Annotated in this window: 16 protein-coding genes; 10 read left to right on the forward strand and 6 right to left on the reverse strand. The window is 65.8% G+C overall.

What is annotated here, in order from left to right; genetic code table 11:
- Positions 1–609 precede the first annotated feature (609 nt).
- Positions 610–1110: a helix-turn-helix transcriptional regulator gene (locus LZC94_19640; protein ID WXB19431.1), complete on the forward strand. Its 501-nt coding sequence runs from the start codon at positions 610–612 to the stop codon at positions 1108–1110.
- A gap of 515 nt (positions 1111–1625) precedes the next feature.
- On the opposite strand, the gene LZC94_19645 is transcribed toward LZC94_19640, so the two are convergent.
- Positions 1626–2507: a hypothetical protein gene (locus tag LZC94_19645; GenBank protein WXB19432.1), complete on the reverse strand. Its 882-nt coding sequence runs from the start codon at positions 2505–2507 to the stop codon at positions 1626–1628.
- A 790-nt stretch (positions 2508–3297) separates the two neighbouring features.
- On the opposite strand from LZC94_19645, the gene LZC94_19650 reads away from it, so the two are divergent.
- Both LZC94_19650 and LZC94_19655 read left to right on the forward strand, forming a co-directional pair.
- On the forward strand, positions 3298–4188 hold the full coding sequence (locus tag LZC94_19650) for a hypothetical protein (protein WXB19433.1): 891 nt from the start codon (positions 3298–3300) through the stop codon (positions 4186–4188).
- A gap of 17 nt (positions 4189–4205) precedes the next feature.
- Positions 4206–5801: an ABC transporter substrate-binding protein gene (locus LZC94_19655; GenBank protein ID WXB19434.1), complete on the forward strand. Its 1596-nt coding sequence runs from the start codon at positions 4206–4208 to the stop codon at positions 5799–5801.
- 51 nt (positions 5802–5852) lie between these two features.
- Here LZC94_19655 and LZC94_19660 read toward each other — a convergent pair whose 3' ends face one another.
- Positions 5853–7937, reverse strand: a complete 2085-nt coding sequence (locus LZC94_19660; GenBank protein ID WXB19435.1) for a glycosyltransferase family 39 protein — start codon at positions 7935–7937, stop codon at positions 5853–5855.
- Positions 7934–9262, reverse strand: a complete 1329-nt coding sequence (locus LZC94_19665) for a hypothetical protein (GenBank protein WXB19436.1) — start codon at positions 9260–9262, stop codon at positions 7934–7936. Before LZC94_19665 ends, LZC94_19660 begins: the two co-directional genes overlap by 4 nt.
- Before the next feature lie 82 nt (positions 9263–9344).
- Between LZC94_19665 and LZC94_19670 the strand changes: the two genes are divergently transcribed.
- The 5 genes from LZC94_19670 to LZC94_19690 all read left to right on the forward strand — a co-directional run bounded on the left by LZC94_19670 (position 9345) and on the right by LZC94_19690 (position 13094).
- Complete coding sequence (locus tag LZC94_19670) at positions 9345–9881, forward strand: RNA polymerase sigma factor (protein ID WXB19437.1); 537 nt, start codon at positions 9345–9347, stop codon at positions 9879–9881.
- Complete coding sequence (locus tag LZC94_19675; GenBank protein ID WXB19438.1) at positions 9874–10185, forward strand: hypothetical protein; 312 nt, start codon at positions 9874–9876, stop codon at positions 10183–10185. Before LZC94_19670 ends, LZC94_19675 begins: the two co-directional genes overlap by 8 nt.
- A gap of 349 nt (positions 10186–10534) precedes the next feature.
- Positions 10535–11068 carry a hypothetical protein gene (locus LZC94_19680; protein WXB19439.1) on the forward strand — a complete coding sequence of 178 codons (534 nt, stop codon included), beginning with the start codon at positions 10535–10537 and terminating at the stop codon, positions 11066–11068.
- A 332-nt stretch (positions 11069–11400) separates the two neighbouring features.
- Complete coding sequence (locus tag LZC94_19685) at positions 11401–12210, forward strand: ferritin-like domain-containing protein (GenBank protein WXB19440.1); 810 nt, start codon at positions 11401–11403, stop codon at positions 12208–12210.
- Positions 12183–13094 (forward strand): hypothetical protein, encoded by a 912-nt coding sequence (locus tag LZC94_19690; protein WXB19441.1) that lies wholly within the window; start codon positions 12183–12185, stop codon positions 13092–13094. Before LZC94_19685 ends, LZC94_19690 begins: the two co-directional genes overlap by 28 nt.
- A gap of 454 nt (positions 13095–13548) precedes the next feature.
- Here the strand turns inward: LZC94_19690 and LZC94_19695 are convergent, their stop codons facing one another.
- Together LZC94_19695 and LZC94_19700 are read right to left on the reverse strand one after the other, a co-directional pair.
- Positions 13549–14517, reverse strand: coding sequence for an alpha/beta hydrolase (locus LZC94_19695; protein WXB19442.1), 969 nt, complete (start codon positions 14515–14517; stop codon positions 13549–13551).
- 107 nt (positions 14518–14624) lie between these two features.
- Complete coding sequence (locus tag LZC94_19700) at positions 14625–15878, reverse strand: alpha/beta fold hydrolase (protein ID WXB19443.1); 1254 nt, start codon at positions 15876–15878, stop codon at positions 14625–14627.
- Positions 15879–16136: 258 nt separating this feature from the next.
- Here LZC94_19700 and LZC94_19705 point away from each other — a divergent pair, with 258 nt between their 5' ends.
- Both LZC94_19705 and LZC94_19710 read left to right on the forward strand, forming a co-directional pair.
- The gene (locus LZC94_19705) at positions 16137–16742 is read left to right on the forward strand and encodes a sigma-70 family RNA polymerase sigma factor (GenBank protein WXB19444.1); all 606 of its coding nucleotides are present in this window, start codon (positions 16137–16139) and stop codon (positions 16740–16742) included.
- A 10-nt stretch (positions 16743–16752) separates the two neighbouring features.
- Positions 16753–16980 carry a hypothetical protein gene (locus tag LZC94_19710; protein ID WXB19445.1) on the forward strand — a complete coding sequence of 76 codons (228 nt, stop codon included), beginning with the start codon at positions 16753–16755 and terminating at the stop codon, positions 16978–16980.
- 191 nt (positions 16981–17171) lie between these two features.
- On the opposite strand, the gene LZC94_19715 is transcribed toward LZC94_19710, so the two are convergent.
- Positions 17172–18086, reverse strand: a complete 915-nt coding sequence (locus LZC94_19715) for a retropepsin-like domain-containing protein (GenBank protein ID WXB19446.1) — start codon at positions 18084–18086, stop codon at positions 17172–17174.
- Positions 18087–18201: the final 115 nt, after the last annotated feature.

The raw sequence follows: 18201 nt of genomic DNA on the forward strand, positions 1-18201 counted from the left end.
TGGTACGACTGCGAGCGCGCATCGGATGTGTCTCATATTAGGACTACATTCCGATACCGCAAGTCATTCCCTCCGCGATCCCTCGAACGCTCCCCGCAGAACCTCTCCATAAAACTCTCGCGCCACCGAACCGCGGTCGAGATGGAACTCCTCAACAGCGCAATGGCGGGCACCATTCCGCAACGACTTCACGGGCCATCACGGCACTGCGTGGGGAAGGGGGTTGCCGCTCGACATCCGCTGCGCGAGCACCGCGCCGTGGGTCCTCACCTCGAAGAACCACGGTGCCCCCGCAGCTCCACGGCGACGGGATGTGCCGCAGTTGCCAGCGTGACCAAGCGACGTTTGCCACCCGAGCGGTGAGCCGCCGCAACGAGCGTGGTCCCGCGGCCGCGATCGAACGCCGCATGGATGGGTGAACGTACGGCGGGCCAGGCATTGACGGGTGTGCGTCCTGGTCCTACCATGAGACCACGATGACGAGGACCAACGATCGTCCGGACGTACGTTGCGGATGGTTGCCGGAAGATCGAAGGGAATACGATCGGGCCTCGTTGAAACGCGTCATCCAGTGCTCTTTGGATGTCGTTGTAAGCCGTGGAGAATTCGATGGTCAGACGTGTCAGTTTGGGGAAGGCGGAATGCCCCATCGCCAGGGCGCTCGACGTGGTCGGAGATTGGTGGTCGCTGCTGATCATCCGGGACGCCATCGATGGCATTCGCCGCTTCAGCGAGTTTCAAGAGAACCTCGGCGTCGCAAAAGGCATCCTGACAACCCGTCTTCGTGATCTCGTCGATGCGGACGTGCTGCGGCAGGCGCCCGCCTCGGATGGATCGGCCTACAGCGAATATATCCTGACCGAAAAGGGACGCGACCTGTTCCACGTGCTCGTTGCCCTACGTCAATGGGGCGAAGATCATCTCTACGAACGCGGCGAACGGCACTCCGTTCTCATCGACAACCGGAGCAAGCGCCCTGTCCCACGTCTCGAGCTGCGGTCTGCATCGGGTGAAGTCCTCTCGGCGGCGAATACGACGGTCAGCAGGCTCCCGCGGATCTCGGCGACAAGGAAGCGATCGACAAAGCCGGACCAGGCGAAGCATCAATAAAGTGCGCCGCGAGCAGGCGTCGGGTGCTCGTCAGGGCTCGATCATGTCGGCGCTCGTCGCGTGCTGTTCGCATTCGTGATGAGGATGGTCTGGATGGGCGCAGCGCGGGGTGGAAGAAGCTGCGCGCATAGCGAAGGATGCACCGAGCCGCGGAGGCGTGCGGCGCTTTGTCGCGTAAGGCTATTGTCTTGCAGATGACCCCAACACTTTCTGGCGCCACCCTCGCATGAAGCCGACAATATACTAGCGAGTCCATAAACGATGTTTAAATAGTATCACTCCTTGCCATGAGTTCATCGCGGCGGCACATACGCGGCGACGGAAGCCGGGGGTTGGAGCACGACGGCTCCGATGGCGAAGCTGGAGACATGAGACGATGCAGCTCGACCGATGAACCCTGGAGTGCACTGTAGCCGTGTGTCGCTTTGACATGGCAACGATGGCACGTTGTGTGCGCAAAGTCGTTCGAGCGCACGACGTGGCGCCGCCTTGACGCTCGACCCGATGAGGCCACACTATCCTGTTCGGAAAACACGATGCCAGCTTCGCTTTCCAGCCCATCGGTCCCGGAACGCGCGCTGGCTCGTTTGGGGACGTTGGTTCAACAGAAGTATCGAATCATTTACCTCCTCGGCCTCGGGGGTATGGCGACGGTCTATGCTGCGACGCATCGCAATGGGCATCGCGTTGCAATCAAGTTTCTGCTCGAGCGCTTCTCGGACGACCACGATATGCGGAGCCTTTTCAGCCGCGAGGCATACCTCGCCAATCAGGTTGGACATCCCGGGGCAGTCCCGGTGCTCGACGACGACGTAGACGAGGCGGGATGCCCGTTTCTGATCATGCCGCTCCTCGAAGGGGAGACCCTTCGGCGGCGTTGGGAGCGCGCGAACAAACGCCTCTCCGTCCCCGAGGTGAGCGTGCTGATGTCCGGTGTGCTCGACGTGCTGGCGAGCGCGCATGCAAACGGTGTGGTGCATCGCGATATCAAGCCCGAGAACTTGTTCGTCACCACGGAGGGGGACGTTCGGGTCCTCGATTTCGGGATCGCGAGGCGAATCGACAGTGACGGAAGTGCTTCCGTGACAGGCCATATGATGGGCACCCCTGCGTTCATGTCGCCCGAGCACGCGCTCGGCGACCGCGACAGGATCGGGCCGCATAGCGACGTGTGGGCAGTCGGCGCAACGATGTTTTTGCTGCTTACCGGAGAATCCGTCCACATGGCCGATTCTGCGCGCGCGCTGCTCGTCGCCGCCGCGACCCGTCCTGCGCGCTCCCTTGGGGCCGTCTGCCCGACGTTGCCGGCATCCATCGTACGATTCGTCGACAAGGCGCTCACATTCGACATCGCAGGTCGCTGGAGCACCGCCGGCGAAATGCGCAATGCACTGCATGACGCGTTCGAAATGGCCTCGAACGAGCCCCTTACCGCCGTCGCGGGGCGCATCCGTGCTGGTCTCGTGGCGGATTTGACATCTGGACCCGAGTGCGTGGCCCCGACGGCTTCGATCTCGGGATTTGGGGACAGCGGGTCGGCGAAAATCGATTCCGGTGATCGGCGTGAGATGTCACCATCGAGCTCCGAACCTGAGCCACGGAGCCCAGCGCACGGGAGCAAAGCGAATACGCCCCGCCTCGGGGCCCTGGGGGGACTGTCGCTCATGGCTTCGCTGGCCGTGCTCTCCGTCGACGGTTTTCTCGTGCGCGCGCGATCGCCACATCCCGAGGCACGAACGCCAAGCACCGTCGGGTCGCCTGCTACGCTGCCGACCGTCGAGCCGTCCGCCAGCGCCGTCGCGGCGGTGTCGGCCGCGCATCCCGCGGAATCGACGACCCAATCCACCGATGCCGGTGCACGTGCCGCGCCGAGTCGATTGGCCGGATACCGTGCGAGGGGAGGGGCGACCGAAGCCGCCGAGCTCGTCGCGGCGGACGATCATCGCGATGAGGCCCAAGGGCGCCACGAGCCACGCGCTTCGTCTGCAGCGCCTGCCGCGCCGAGGCCGAGTCTTCCTCACCAGAGCTTGTATTATGATGATTTCTCGGAAAGTCACTGAGCTTCTCTATTCGTTTGCCATTTCGGTCGCGATACTCGGTGTGCGCGTCGCGGAGGCCCAGCCACCTCCAACGGGTGCGAGCGTGCAACTCGATGCGTCGGAACACGCCCGTCGGGGCCTCGAGGCGGTGAAACGAGGTGACGCCGAGACCGCGCGTCTGGAGTTTTACCAGTCCTATGCGGCGGTCCCGTCGCCCAAGGTGCTGTGGAATTTGCTCGTCGCGGAGATCGATTCGAATCGCCCGCTGGAGGCGCTCCGTCACCTCGAGGCGTATCTGGCGGATCCGCGCGCCGAGCCATGGAGAAAAGAGCAGGGACGAGGCTTGGTCATCGAGTTGAAAGGCAAGGTTGCGCACTTGCAAATACGAGCTCCCGATGCGGTGTTCGTGGCCGTGGACGGACGCATCCTGACGAATGTCGCGCGGGGAGAGCACGTCGATGTCCATCCGGGAAGGCATGTCGTCGAGGCCTCGTTCGACGGTGGTACGCACCGCATCGATGTCGACGCTCCGGCGGGCAACGAGACCGTCGTGTCCTTCGAAGTGTCGCGGAACGACGATCCGATGGTCGAGCCATCGGTGCGCGCCGCGCCTCCCGCGAAGGTGCTGCGCGCTTCTGGCGCCGCGCCATCGGCGTCGCCGCCGCCCAGGAGCTCACGCGGTCTCGCATCGCCACCGGCCGCCACGTGGGTTTTGGGAGGTGTCACCGCGGCCGCCTTGGGGGTAGGAATTGCATTCTCTTTGAGCGCACAGTCCACGAAAGACGAAATCGGGAGCAACGGCCTCGCCTGCGTTAACCCCAACAGCGCCGAATGCGCCCACCAGCGCGACCTCGAAGATTCCGGGAAGCGCAGCGTGGCAATCGCGTGGGTTGCTTACGGCGGCGCGGTTTCCGCGCTGGTCGCAGGTGGACTCGTTTGGTTCTTCGCGCCGGAGACGCGCCCGGGCGCGGGCCGAACGAATGTCACTCCCGCGGTCGCGCCGGGGATCGCGGGTATTCGGTTGCAGCAAACTTTTTAGAACCGCAAGGGAAGATCATGCGTACGGCCACGATCCGCGGAGTCCTTGGCTTGGCGATATCCGTCCTCTTCTTGGATGGGTGCCCGCCGTCCTTTTCACCTTCTTGTTCAGGGGACGAATGTGTCGGCGTCGATGCGACCTGCAAGAACAACGTCCAGTGCAACCTCGCGCGCGGCCCGAGCTGGGTATGCCGGTCGTCCACGCAGCGGTGCGTCAACCTCGCCTCCGAGGATTGCAAACGGATCCTCGGCGATACGTCGCATGATGATGCGGTCGTCGTGGGATCGGTTTTTCCCGTCGAAGGCTCGTACCAGCTCTGGGGCAAGCCCATCGAAAACGGGGTGGAGCTCGCGTTCGACGATTTCCTCCAGGCCGGGGGCCTTCCACCGCTGCCCGGGAAGACGCAACGGCGGCCCATGGTGCTGATCGCGTGCAACGACGGCGCGAACGCGTTGACGGCGATCCGCGCCGCCCGCCATTTGACGGAGGACGTGGGCGTGCCCGCGATCATCGGCTCCGCCTACAGTGGGGTGACCACCGAGGTGGCGACCAAGGTCACCATTCCGGCCAAGGTGCTCCTGATCTCACCTTCTGCGACCGATCCGACGCTGTCGACCCTGGCAGACGACGGCCTGGTGTGGCGCACGTGCCCGTCGGATGTCACTCAAGCCAGCGCCCACGCGGCGTTGATGAAGATCCTCGAGCCCGATTTGAAAACGAGACTCAGCGCGGACAAGCTCAAAGTCGTCATCCTTCACAAGAACAATTCTAACGGGCGAGACCTGGGTGACGCGCTCATGTCGGTTTTGAAATTCAATGACGCAACGGCCACCCACCCGTCGAATGGGAATTACTTCCGGCGCGCGGAGTACGTGATGCAAGGCGGTACCAACCCCGACCCCATTCCCGCAGGGCCTGGCGGTGAGTGGATCGATGAGCTCGCCGCCTTCAAGCCGCACGTCATTTTCCTGCTCGGAACGGCGGAGACCGTCTACAGCATCATCCCCATGATCGAAGATGCATGGCCGATCGTCAGTTACCGGCCGTTTTATCTGCTGACCGACGGGAGCGCCATTCCGCAGATGGCCAATGCGCTGGCGCTGGCGCCCGAGGCGAGGCAGCGGATGTTGGGGACTAAGCCCGGCACCGGCGGGGAAAATTTCAAAGGATTCGTGCGCGACTACCGCTCCCGCATCCACGATGGCACGTCGCCCGAGGCGACCGGGGCCGTCAACGCGTACGATGCATTCTACACATTGATGTACGCCATCGTCGCGCTCGGGGACAAGCCGATGACGGGGCCGAACATCGCCGGAGGGTTTTCGCGGCTGATCGCGAGCGCTCCCGCTCTGCCATCCGGCCCCGCCGCGATCCACGAAGCGTTCAGGCTTTTGACCGAGGGTAGCTCATTCAATTACGAGGGCGCATCCGGTCCGCTGGACTTCGATATGACGACCGGCGAGCCCCACTCCGATATTCAGCTTTGGTGCGTGAGGGAGGACAACAACGGAAAAATCACCGATCCGATCACGATCCCAGCGGCCTATTTCAGCACCACGACGCCCAACCCCACGGGCGGATGGCCGGCGATCCGGCAATTTTGCGATCTCTGAAGGAGCGCGACCGAACCCGCCGCCCCGACGTGGTCGACAGCCCCGAGAGCTTCACAACTCCGCGCGGACGAGGACGAACTCGGCGCAGGCCGAAGCGTCGGTGAGCTCCTCGAAGGCCCGCGTCGGGCCGAGCTCCGCGTGCAACCCCCGAATTCGGCTACGCTCGGTGACGAAGAAGAACGTGTGCTCACCGGCGCGCTGCTTTGCGTCGAGCCACGTGCGCATCGGCGAGCCGCCCGAGAGAAAAATGGCGAGCCGATTCCCCGTGTAAAAGTTTTCGCCCTTCCAATTGAGCTCGTAGGCGACGAGCGGCGTCGGGGTGTCGCGTCGCGCGCGGTAATACGCGTCCATGATGTGGCGCTGTCCGCCATCGGGCGCGCAGCGCACCAGGTAGCCGTCGAGCAAGACCGCCATGCACCCAACGGCGAGCGCGCCCAATGCGACGACGGCGTACCGCCGCCAGGTACGAATGGCGAGCGCGAGGCTGGCCAAGGTGGCGAAGACGCCGAATGCGACGAGGACGGGGGCGAACGCGCGGGTCGAGGGCCATACGCGATCGTAGCGGTAGGTGAAGAGCTTCACGAGGTGCGAGGGGTCCGCGCCGAGATCGCGCGTGACGAGGCCCGCGACGCAGGCGGCACCCAAGGCGAGCGCCGCGCTGGCGAGGAGACGGCGGCGACCCGGTTTTTCGGCCTCGGAAAGGCGTTCGTCGAGCCAAATGCCCAGCAGCATGGCAAATGGCGGAACGGCGGGCAGCACGTAGTGGTGAAACTTGGTGCGCATGGCCGACACCAGGGTGAAGGCGAAGAGCGCGGCGCCAAAGAGCAAGGTGCGCGCGCCGGTGCGACGTGAGCCGTCGTCGCTCCGAGGTGGAGAGAGCGCCGCGGCGGCGAGCAGCCCGGACCAGGGAAATGTCGCGTAGCCGAGCTGGCGCACGAAGTACATGAGGCCCACGTCCTCACCCTCGTTGACGTCGTGCAGGTGCCCGAGCGTGCGCCCGATCATGTGGGTCATCACGAGCTCGTCGAGGAAGCCGCGACCGTGGCGCGCCCAAAGGGCCAGGTACCAGGGGCCGAGCATCACGACGGCGAGCAGGAGTCCCACGGGGGCTTCGAGACGGAGCAGCGCCCGCGGCGAGCGGCGCGACACGAGAAAGAGGACGACGCCCGCCGCAGGAATCGCCAGGCCCGCGGGGCCTTTGGCCATGGCCGCAAAGGACGCGGCTGTCCACGCTCCCAGCGCGAAGAGACGCGCCAATCGGGTCTCCGTGGCGATGCGCACGAGCAACCCGACGACGAGCGGCAAAACGATCGCCACCTGCAGCCACGGAGAAAGCCCCGGGTGGGCCACGGCGATCTCCGCGCATGGGCGCTGCCCCGGGAGCGTGCACGCGTGCGGCGAACCCTCGACGAGGTGGCGCGTGAGCCCGACGACCACGAGCTGCGGCCCGGTGAGGAGCGCGACCCACGCTGCGAGGCCGTACCCGCGCGCCTGCACATGGTCGGGCGTGTCGATCGCGCGCAGCAGAAGGCCGAGGCTCGCGGCCACGGCGCCGATGAGCGGCATGTCCGTCGTGGCCTGGTGCGCGAGGAGCGCGAAACCCGGCATGGTCCAGAGCGCAAGGGCCCCGAGAAAGCCCGCGCGCCGTCCGCACGTGCGCGCCACGCCGTCGTAGAGGAGGTACACGCCCACCAAGGCGATCGCGAACGCCGGAAGGCGCACCGCCCACTCCGGGTTGGCCCCGCCGGCGAGGGCACCCTCGGGCCCCGTGCGAACGCCGAGCAGGAGCATGGCGATGGCCTCGAGCCACATGGTGAGCACGGGCTTGGTCATGAACCAGCCTTCCTGCGCCCACCACGGAGAGATGAAGTCGCGCCGTTCAATCATCTCGCGCGCGACCTCGGCGTAGTGCGCCTCCCAAGGATCGATCAGCGAAAAGGCGCCGAGCAGCGGCAGCGCGAGGCAGGTGCCGAGGGCGATCACCCCGAGGTCGTACCGCGGCCTCCCGCGAAAGAAGAGAAACGCCGCGGCGAGCAGCGCACCCGGCGCGAGCACGGCCACCGCCCACACGGGCAGCACCCCGCGCACGGCGAGGCGGAGTACGAGCAGCAGCGAGGCAAGCGCCGCGACGATCATCGGACCTCCAAGGTGCCGCCGCGCGCGCGTCCATGGCCGTCGTTCGGCCCTGCGGTCACCGGCATCCGGCGGTCGTCCTGGCAGGGAAGCTCGCCGATCCCCCACCAGAGCGCGTAGCGGCCCGTATGAAAGTGCGGCGGCAAGGTGACCTCGAAATCGTCGACGATGACGTCGCCCACCTGCCAGAGCGACATCGGATACAGGTGCTCGCGGTGCTCCGCGGCGAAACGGGTCGGCGCGTGGTCGATGTGCAAAAAGGTGCAGTAGGCATCCGTCGGCTGGAGCGCACGGACACGAAGAACGAGACGTAGGTGCAGGCGCTTGCCCGTGGCGGCAACCTCGAGAGGACGGCCCTGCGCATCGCGGAGGTCCCATCCCACGAGCTCGAACCGAGCGCCCGCGACGGCGTCGATGGGCCGCAAGCCGCCGGGCACCTCGTCGCGCACGAACGTATCGAGCGGGCTCTCGCTGTGCTCCCCGCGGGCCAGGGCGCTCGCCGCGAGCATCACCACGCCATCGCCCCCCGCGAGAATGGGCACGTTGGCGTGGCGCTCGGCGCGGAAGGCGGCGTTGAGCCGCGGGAGCTCCATCGATGCGAGGGCCACGTAACGACGCGCGGACGCATCCTCCGCGAGCCACCGTCCTGCTGCCGTGGCCTGGGGGAGCCGCACCGCCGGCCCTTCGGTGATGCCGCGGGGATCGACGCCCAAGGTCCCCAGCGACTCGCCCTCGACGTGAACGCGCTCCCATGTCTCGCGCGCCGCCGCGGGGGAAAGCCGCCGGAGCAGCGCCGGGTACACGTGCACGTGCACCGCGAGCCACGCGAGCGAGGCAACGATGAAAATGGCCAGGCTGCGCCGCACCGGGAGCACGGCCCGCGGCACGAGCCATGTCGCCGCCGTGAACGCGGTCGTGATCGCCGTGGCGATGCGCACCATCTTCGCGGCTGCCACCGTAAAGGGCGGTACGTTCGTGTCGGGTCGTCCGATGGCCTCGAGCACCCGCGCCGGCACCGCCTCGATGTCGCGCACCACCAGAAATCCCACCGCGATGACCATCGCGACGAGGGACGCGGGCGCGCGCTCGACGTCATCCAGCGATCGCAGCGCCAGCAGCAGCGCCACCCCGATGGCCGCGACGACCACGGGCGACAGCCGCCCCGACGCATGGGCTGCCAGGCCCGCGGTGGCCGTCACCATGGCCAGGAGCTGCACGCGGCTCGCCGGGCGCCTCGCAAACGCGACCGGGACGAGGGGGCTCCACGGTACGAGCGCGTACGCGAGCGCCGGCACCGCCGCATCGAAGCGCACGCTCGCCGTGTCCATACACCTCGAGGACGCGAGAGGGCTCCAACCGGCTCAGCGATCTTTTTGAGCCGGTCCGCAGCTCCTCACGTACATAAGGTATGTGCTAGCCGTCGCGCGCCCGCTCACCGCCTCCGCCTCGACCTCCCCGGCCGAACTGGACTTCGAGGCGCTCTATGCCCAGCACGCTCGCTACCTGGCCGGCGTCGTGCATCGCATCATGGGCCGCGACGCCGAGGTCGACGACGTCGTCCAGGAGACCTTCCTCGATGCCATCGATGGCCTGTCGCACCTGGAGGAGCCTTCGGCCGTCCGCGCCTCGCTCGTCACCATCGCCGTGCGCCGCACGCGCCGCATCCTCGCCCGCCGCCGGCGCCGCACCCTGTTTGCCTTCTGGATCCGCCAGTTCGCCGCGCCGGCCTCCGATCCGCGCGACCGCCAGGCCGTCGATGAGTTGTACGACGCGCTCGGGCGTCTTCCGGAAGATCTGCGGATCCCATGGATCTTGCATCGGGTCGTCGCCATGAGCCTTCCCGAGACGGCCGCAGCATGCGAAACGTCGCTCGCCACCGTAAAGCGCCGCATGGCCGACGCCGAAGAGCGCCTCGCGCGCCGCCTCGCGGGAGGACGCCATGAATGACGCTCGGGTCGACGAAGCCATCGCGCGCGCGCAAGAAGAACCCCTCGCATGGGACGCCACGCGCGCTGCACGCGTGCTGTCCAGCATCACGTGCCGGAACCAGAAGCGCCTTCGCCGCCGTCGCTGGACGCAGCGCGCCTTCGTGCTCACGGGGGCGTGCACATGGCTCGTCGTGGCATCGCTGCGCGCGGCCTCTGCGCCACCGTCCGCCTCGAAGGGCGAGCCAACCGGCGCGCCCCACGCCATGGCAAACCGTGCCGCTCCGCTCGACGACGGCGGTGCGGCAGCACGCGACGGGTCGTGAGCGGGCGACCGAGTTAAACGGGGTCGTTTGGCGCCATGGGACGAAGTCCCCCACAACGAAGAAGAGGACCACCGGCGTGCGCGGAAGCGAGTTGTCCTCCCGCCAAAAATCGTTGCCACGCGCCGCGGCGAGCGCACCTCGCGCCAACACCTGCGAAGGGACGTCATGCACGCTCTCCGTCGTCCCCGCCGCTCGTGGGCATGTCGGATCTCGGGTTGGACGTCCACGGACGGAATGGCATTCATGCATCGCGACGTTTCGCTCGTTTAGGAGTAATAGAGTGCGGGCAATGACGACGTTCGCGTGCTCCACCGCCCTACGATGCCTTGGGGTGCTCCTCCTTGGTTCCATGTCGATTGCATGCGGCTCGGAGTCTTCTGGTGGCAAAGACCCCGGGCCCGGTCCGGGACCCGCGCCTCCCGGAAGCACGAACCCATGCACCTACACCATCACGGGCGACACCAGCGGCGCCGTCGCGCTGAACGCCCACCTCGCCGTCAAACGTTCGCCTCTGGGCCAGCTCACGCTATCCGTACTTTGCATGCGCGACCCACCGGGATCCCCACAAGGCGGCCTATCGCCGGGGTTCGACTTCGTACGTTTCGGCGAGCGTCGCGAGTTCGTCATCGACAAGGACCATTCCGACGCCAGCTTCATCGTCGGCAATCCTTCGGGCTCCGTCGTATTTTCGGCAAAGGGTGGCGACGCCATGGCCGGACGGTGCGTCGCCTCGATCCCGAGCTCCCCCGCGACCCCAAAGGTCGGCGACCGAATCGACATTTCGTTCCACTGCGAAGGTCTGGTGACGACCATTCTTGGAAAAACCTATAAGTCCGATATCCAAAATGGGATCCTTGGAGGCAATCTGGAATCGGTGGAATAGCGCGCTTCACGATTGCATTTCCAATTCCGGCCAGGCGACCTCATTGGGGCACGCAAAGTCCCATCGATACTGCGCCGTGTCCGGGATGGGCCACCGTGCCGGCTCGAAGCTCGCGCAAGGCTGGGTACGGCCCCTTCGGGCGACCGTTCGATGTGCGAGGGTTTACCCTTCGGAAGGAGACGAGCCAAGGCGCGGCATCCCGAGACGGGCGCTTCAAGATGACCGTCGAGCCGGCGCGCTGCCGGTTCGTCGGCCCGCCCCGAGGAGCGCATGCGATAGGAGGGAGGGCCCTAACCAAGCCGAGTTTCCTTTCCTTGGCCGCTTCTGGCAACATGTTGCCGCACATGAAGGAGCCGGAGGCAGGGACGATCGAGCGTTGGGCATGGGACTACATCCTCTGCGACACGCTCGACGCGAAGCTCGCGCCAAAGGCCGCGCCGTCATGCTTGGAAGCGGACGCGCCCGTTCGAAGGCTGGTGGCGCCCGGAAGACCCCCGGAGCTTCGTGTCGTACGCAAGGCGGAGAAGTCGCGCGGCATGGCGGCGCCCAGCGGGCGAGCGCGAGCGTTGCACACGTTCTTGCATCATGAGCTGCAGGCCGCCGAGTTGATGGCGTGGGCCGTGCTCGCGTTTCCGGAGACGCCGGCCCTGTTTCGCACGGGCCTCGTGCGCATCGCACACGACGAAATACGACATATGCGTCTTTACCAGGGCGAGCTCACGAGGCTCGGCCATACCTATGGAGACTTCGGCGTGCGCGATTGGTTTTGGGCGCGCATCCCGGAGTCGGTGGATCCCGCGGCGTTCGTCGCGGTGATGGGGCTTGGCGTCGAGAGCGCAAACTTGGAGCACACCGCGCGCTATGCCTCGCTATTTCGTGCGGCGGGGGATGAACAGGGGGCGCGCGTCCAAGAGATCATCGGCCGGGAAGAGATCGCCCACGTTCGATTCGGCGTTCGATGGTTCGAGTTTTTTCGAAGCGGTCTTTCCTTCGAAAGTTGGTGCCAAGCGCTTCCGCCGCCCCTCACACCGCTGCTCATGCGCGGCAAACCTCTGCACCGCGAGGCGCGCCGCCGCGCCGGACAACCGGATCCCTTCCTCGATGAACTGGACCGATGGCAACCGGAATCGCCTGGGTCCTGAACCTCGACGCGGATCTGGAGCTCGCCGCTCCGCGCGTGTATTCGCCAAAGAAAAGCGTGCTCGCGGCGATGCAGCCGATGGTCGCGCGGCTCGCTTCGGTATTGCTCGGCCCGAACGACGTCCTAGTCGATGCCGTATCCGCGCGCGCGCACGGAATGCCGGGCCGCGCATTTTGCCCGACGCCACGCGCGCTGAAGCTCCTGTCGCAGGCGGGCGCGCTACCCGAGCCTCACCCGCCGGTGGACGTTCTCCGCCGCGTGAATTCGCGGGCGTTCTCGTCGGCCATGGGGGACACGCTTCCATCGGCGCAGTTCGTCTCGTCGCTCGAGGCTGCGATGGAGATGCTCCGCTCGCCGCCCTCGGTCGGTACGGGGTGGCGCATCAAGCGGGCCTTCGGAATGACGGGCCGTGGACAGCGCGCCATCGATGCCGGCGTCGTATCGGCGGCCGACATCGCATTCATCCGCGCGTCGCTCGCCGACGGTGGTGTGCAGGTCGAGCCCAATGTCGCCATCGTGGACGAGTACTCGATCCACGGTATGCTCGGTCAGGACGGCACATGCGCGGTTGGCGCCATGGTGAAACAATATTGCGATGCCCGCGGCACGTGGCTCCATACGGAGCGAATCGCGAGGCTTACGGAAGCCGAAGAAGCCATTGCAACGCGTCTCGTCGAAGAAGCAGAGCATGTGGCTTCCGCCTTGACGAAGGCCCGCTACTTCGGCCCCTTCGGCATCGACGCATACACCTACCGCGACCGCGCGGGGCTCGTGCAATTGCAGCCGCGCAGCGAGATCAACGCCCGATACACGATGGGCTTTGCGCTCGGATGCGCCGCCCCCGCCTTGCGTGGCTGCCCGTTGCCTCCGGACGCGCCGGGGTAAAGCGCGAATGCGCCCAACGCCCGAAGGCCCGATGCGGCGATCCGAAGGCGCCTCAACGCACGTGTCACGCCGTTTCCGCCAGGAGAACGCGAACCTCCGCACGCCACGAACGCAGCTCGGGCGCCTCACGCTCGGAAGGCGCGATATTCGCCACGAGGCGCCCTTCGCCCATGCGCGACGAATCCGTGCAGGCGGAAGTTCAAGAGGTTCTGCACCAGCCTGGTGAAAAAAGGCCGAAGCTGGCAGGCGCGCGGCCCTCGGCCAAGACGGCGGCACGGCTCCTGGTGAAATCGGCCCCGCGACCCCTCGAACCAGACCGCCACCCGTCTCGGTCATGCACTCATTCGCACAACGACGTGATCACGGGACCGGTGAACCTGCGGACGCCGCGCGGGGTGGCGCGCGCCGATGTGCGCTCGGCGCTGTCGATGCGATGCACTCGCGCCTGACGCGGCTAACGCGGCGCTCCTTTGCGCGACAAGAATTCGCGCATGGACGCGGCGATGGTATCGGCCGCTTCGTCGAGCGGAAAGTGTCCGGCCTCGAGCATGTGAATCTCGGCGTTCGGGAGATCGCGGGCGTACGCGGTGGCGCCTTGGGGCATGAAGGAGGGATCGTTCTTTCCCCAGAGAACCAAGGTAGGCGGCCGCGCCTCGCGCAAATAGGCCTGCCATTTTGGATACTGCGCGACATTGGTGCGATAATCGTAGAACAATTCGAGTTGAATGGTGGCTTGCCCCGGACGCTCGAGAAAGGCACTTTCGTCGGTCCAGGTGTCGGGGTCGATGCGCTCGGGGTGGGGCGTCGATCCGAGGTGACGCTTTCGAGCTGCCTCGGGGGATAGGAGGTTCGCGCGCACCGCTGCTTCGTTTTTCGCGCGATCGGCCCAGAAGGCCCGGCGCGTGTCCCAGAGAGGGCCGAGGCCTTCTTCGTAGGAGTTCGCGTTCTGAATCACGAGCGCCTGCACCCGCTCGGGGTGCCGGATCGCCAGGCGGAAACCCACGGGCCCTCCGTAGTCATGCATGACCAGCGTGTAGCGCGTAAGGGAGAGAGCCTGCGCAAAATGGTCCATCACCTCGGCCAGATGATCGAAGGTGTAATCGAACTGGTCGGGCGGCGGTGCGTCGGAGTGACCGAAGCCGGGGTAGTCGGGCGCAATCAGCCGGTACTCGTTCGAGAGACGGTGGAAGAGCGGCTCGAACGTCCGCGACGAGGATGGAAATCCGTGGAGCAAGAGGAGCACGGGAGCATCGGGCGGCCCTGCCTCCCGGTAAAAGACGTTCACCCCGTCGATTCGCGCCGTGCGGTACGTGGTGATGGCCGTGTTCGCCGCGGGAGGCGGGACCGCCGGGTTCGCGCAGGCCGCGAGCCCGATGCCGCCCGCCGCGACCCACGAGGTCACGATGGTTTTCCAGGAAAGCATGTGGTCGAGCTTAGCCTCTCCCTTTGGAAGAAAAAGCGCGGGCGGCTATGGAAGGGCCCGCGCCTTCGGTGTTCACGATGGCAGTCTTTCTTTGTCTTCCGGCGCGGTCAGGCGGTCATCGCATCGCGCATGGCGGCGGTGTCCGTGAAGGTTTCGAAGCGGGTGATCACGCCGCGCGACACGGACCACGTGTGCGCAAACGGCGCGTGGAGCGCGCGTCCGGTCGCCCCGTGACGACCGGTGTACGCGCCGATGGCGACGACGTCGGCCCCGTCGTTCGACGCGACGAGTTTGTCGATCGTGATGGCAAAGGTCGGCCAATCGGCGGCGATGCGAGCGAAGACACGTTCCTTCACCGCCGCAGCGCCGACGAGATTGCCACCATACGGAAAGCCCTTCGGATCGTTCCAACTCACGTCGGTCGCGAGCAGCCGGAGCGCTTCGTCGAGGCGGCCCGCGCCAAGCTCGTCGTAAAACGACCGCACGGTCTCCGCCTCCGTGCGCTGGCCGAAGACCCGCCCGATGTGAGCGGCAACCGCGGGCGCATGCTCCTCGAGCGCGAAGTGTCCGCCGTCGAGCAGAACGATCTCGGCGTCCGGAAGGTCGCGCCGAAACGCCTCCGCGCCTGCCTGAAGGAAGAAGGGATCGTTCTTTCCCCAAACGACCAACGTCTTCGGCTGATGCGCGCGGAAGTACGCGTGCCAAGCGTCATAGGATGCCACGTTCTTTTCGTAGTCGATGAAGAGCGCGATCTGCGCCTCGGCGATACCCGGTCGATCGAGGAACGCTTGGTCGAGCATCCACGCAGCCGGATCGAGGCGCACTGTGTCGCGCGCGCCGGCCGTGTATTGCATCTTCGTGATCTCGGCCGAGAGGAAGCCGCGCGCCGCCGCGAGGGTCTTCTCGTTTCGCTCCTTCCACAGCGGCTGGAATAGGTTGGCGAACACCTCGCTGATGCCTTCCATGTACGCGTTCGCGTTCTGCACGATGAGCCCGCGCACGCGGTGGGGCTCGGCGGCGGCGAGGCGCAGGCCGACCGGGCCGCCGAAATCGTGGAGGTACAGGACATAGCTCGCGACCTCGAGATGCTCGAGCACCTTGCGCGTGACCGCGGTGAGGTTGTCGAAGGTGTAGTCGAAAGCATCGACGGAAGGAGCGTCGGAACCTCCGTAGCCGATCATGTCGGGCGCGATGACGCGGAAGCGGCCGGCGAGCAGCGGAATGAGCTCGCGGAACATGTGCGACGACGACGGATAGCCGTGGAGCAGGACGATGGCGGGGGCGGTCCGATCGCCAGCCTCCCGGACGAAGACCTTCGAACCGAAGGCCTCGATGCTATGGCGCGTGATCTGCGTGGTCATGGTGAGCCTTTCCGGCGAGAAGACGTCCCCGCCACGAGAGCTCCGACGAGACGTCGCTCGAGATTCTTACCCGCGCGCGGTTCGTTTTTCGTCGACGTAAGATCCCGCCACCTCGGCCCGTCTACGGAGGATGGTCCTGGCGACGTTGTCCTACTCATCATGACCCTGCTCGGATCGTCGTGGCGCGTGCCTCCGGAAGGTCGTGGTAGCCTGCAGGCCATGGCTTGGCGGGGCGAGGAAACGGCAAACGGAGCCCCCTTGCCGCGCGCAAACGAGGAGTGGGTGCGGGCTCTCGCCGACGACGGCGGAGCGGGAGAGTCAGCCTGGCGCGAGCTGCGCGCGTTGCTCGTCGCCGGTCTGCAGCGCATCCTGTCACCTCGTGGCATCGCCAATGACCTGTGCGAAGACTTCGCGCAAGAGACGATGCTCCGCATCCGAGGACGGCTGGGCGCATTTCGTGGCGAGTCGCGCTTCACGACCTGGGCACTTTCCATCGCGACCCGCGTTGCCTTCGACGAGCTACGTCACAAGCGATGGAAGGACGTCTCGTTCGACGCCGTGAGTGCGGATGCAAAGACGCCCCTGGTCTTCGAGCCCAGCATCGAGGCATCGCAAGACCGAAGGCTCGTGCGCGAACGCGTCCTGACGTGTCTGCGCGAGGTCCTCGAGAACGACCTGAGCGACAAGCAGCGCGCGGTCCTGGTAGCAGAGCTGAACGGGATGCCGCAGGCCGAGATCGCGCGCCAGCTCGGCATGAACCGAAATGCGCTCTACAAGCTGAGTCACGACGCGCGCAAGCGTGTCAAGGAACATCTGGCACGGGCAGGGATCTCCGAGCTCGACGTTCTCTGGGTATTCGAGTGAGGAAGTAGCCATGCCGCTCAACGACCAACACGTCCGCTCGCTGCTGCAGGCCTCCAAGGAGACGCACGCACACGAGATCGACTGCGACGAATTCAACGCCCGGATGGCCGAATACGCCGAGGCGCGCGCCGCGCATCGGCCGATCCCGGAGACGCTCGCGAAGGTCGTGGAGCACGAGCGCCTGTGCGCGAACTGCGCGGAGGAGTGCCGCGCGCTCATCGAAATTCTCCAGGCGTAACGGCGCCCGCGCGCGCGAACTGCGCGACAAGGTCGGCACGTCCTGCCGAACTAGCCCGAACGACACGTCATCGAGGTTGCCCCCTCGAAGTGGCTCGCCATCGTCCTTCGGTCCGTTGTGGCTCCTCGTGAGCAAACGCAATGCCATCGCGTTTCGACGGAGAGCCGCGTGGGCCGGTCAACCCCATGAGGTCAAGGTTTCGCGAAGATCATGCGTCGGTTTGGCAGATCGTATGTGACGGTGAATTGCTTCAAAAACGAATGACCCACGAGCCCATCATAGATAATGCGTTGAAACTGAACTCGAAGATCGCGCTGCTGGATCTCCGGCGCCGCAGCCACCCGCACGGGGCCCGGAATCACCGCAACATAGCGGGTGTACTCGTAGCCTGTTTCATCACGCCCCTTAACGGTCTTTACATTGGGCGCATCGGGAGCGACTCCAAGCTCGCCCATGAACGTGTCATTCAATATGAGTGCGTCGCTGCCCGTATCGACTTCGACCGCGATCGTTCTCCCGGTGGCCAATGTCAGTGCCAGCTTGATCGTGACCGAGGGGAGCTCGTGCGCTTCGATGACGATCGGCGAAACGGAACCACGGGCAACGCGGGCCTTCAAGGTGCGCTCGTCCTCGACGAGGATTTTGCGCGCTTGGTAGTCGATGGTGAAGGGCACGTCCTTGAAGAACGAAAGTGAAACGATGCCGTCGATCGATGGGTCGAGCCCGAGATCGAACACGCTGGCTGGGACCGAGCTCGCGCGACGCGAGGCCACGAAGAGCGAGCCCAGGATCGACGTTGGGGCGCGGACTTCCTGGCCGGACATCCGTTTGCCGATGGACTCGCCCGAGATCGTGCAGCCTATTCGTCTGCACAGGGCAGGGGTTATCACATTGTCACCCGCGCCCGTGTCCAAGATGAACTTCTGATCGCTCGAATCATTGACGCGCACCGGCACGACGAGCAAGTGGTGCCAATATTCGAAAGGCGCCGAGCGTGTGCTCTCCGCCGCCATGATCGATACGGACGCCGGACGCCCGTCGACCTTTGAAGGCCTACATGCCGATGAAGCGAGCATGATCCACATCGCGGCGGAAAGACGTCTCATTCTTCTCTTTCCATATTGCCCCACGTGCCATGAGACGCCCGAAATTATGAATCGCCAGCGAAAAACGTCTACCGCGTTATGCAACGCTGGAGCTCCGCCGATGTCCGTCCATCTC

This window comes from Sorangiineae bacterium MSr11954, from assembly GCA_037157815.1.
Lineage (GTDB): Bacteria > Myxococcota_A > Polyangia > Polyangiales > Polyangiaceae > Pendulispora > Pendulispora albinea.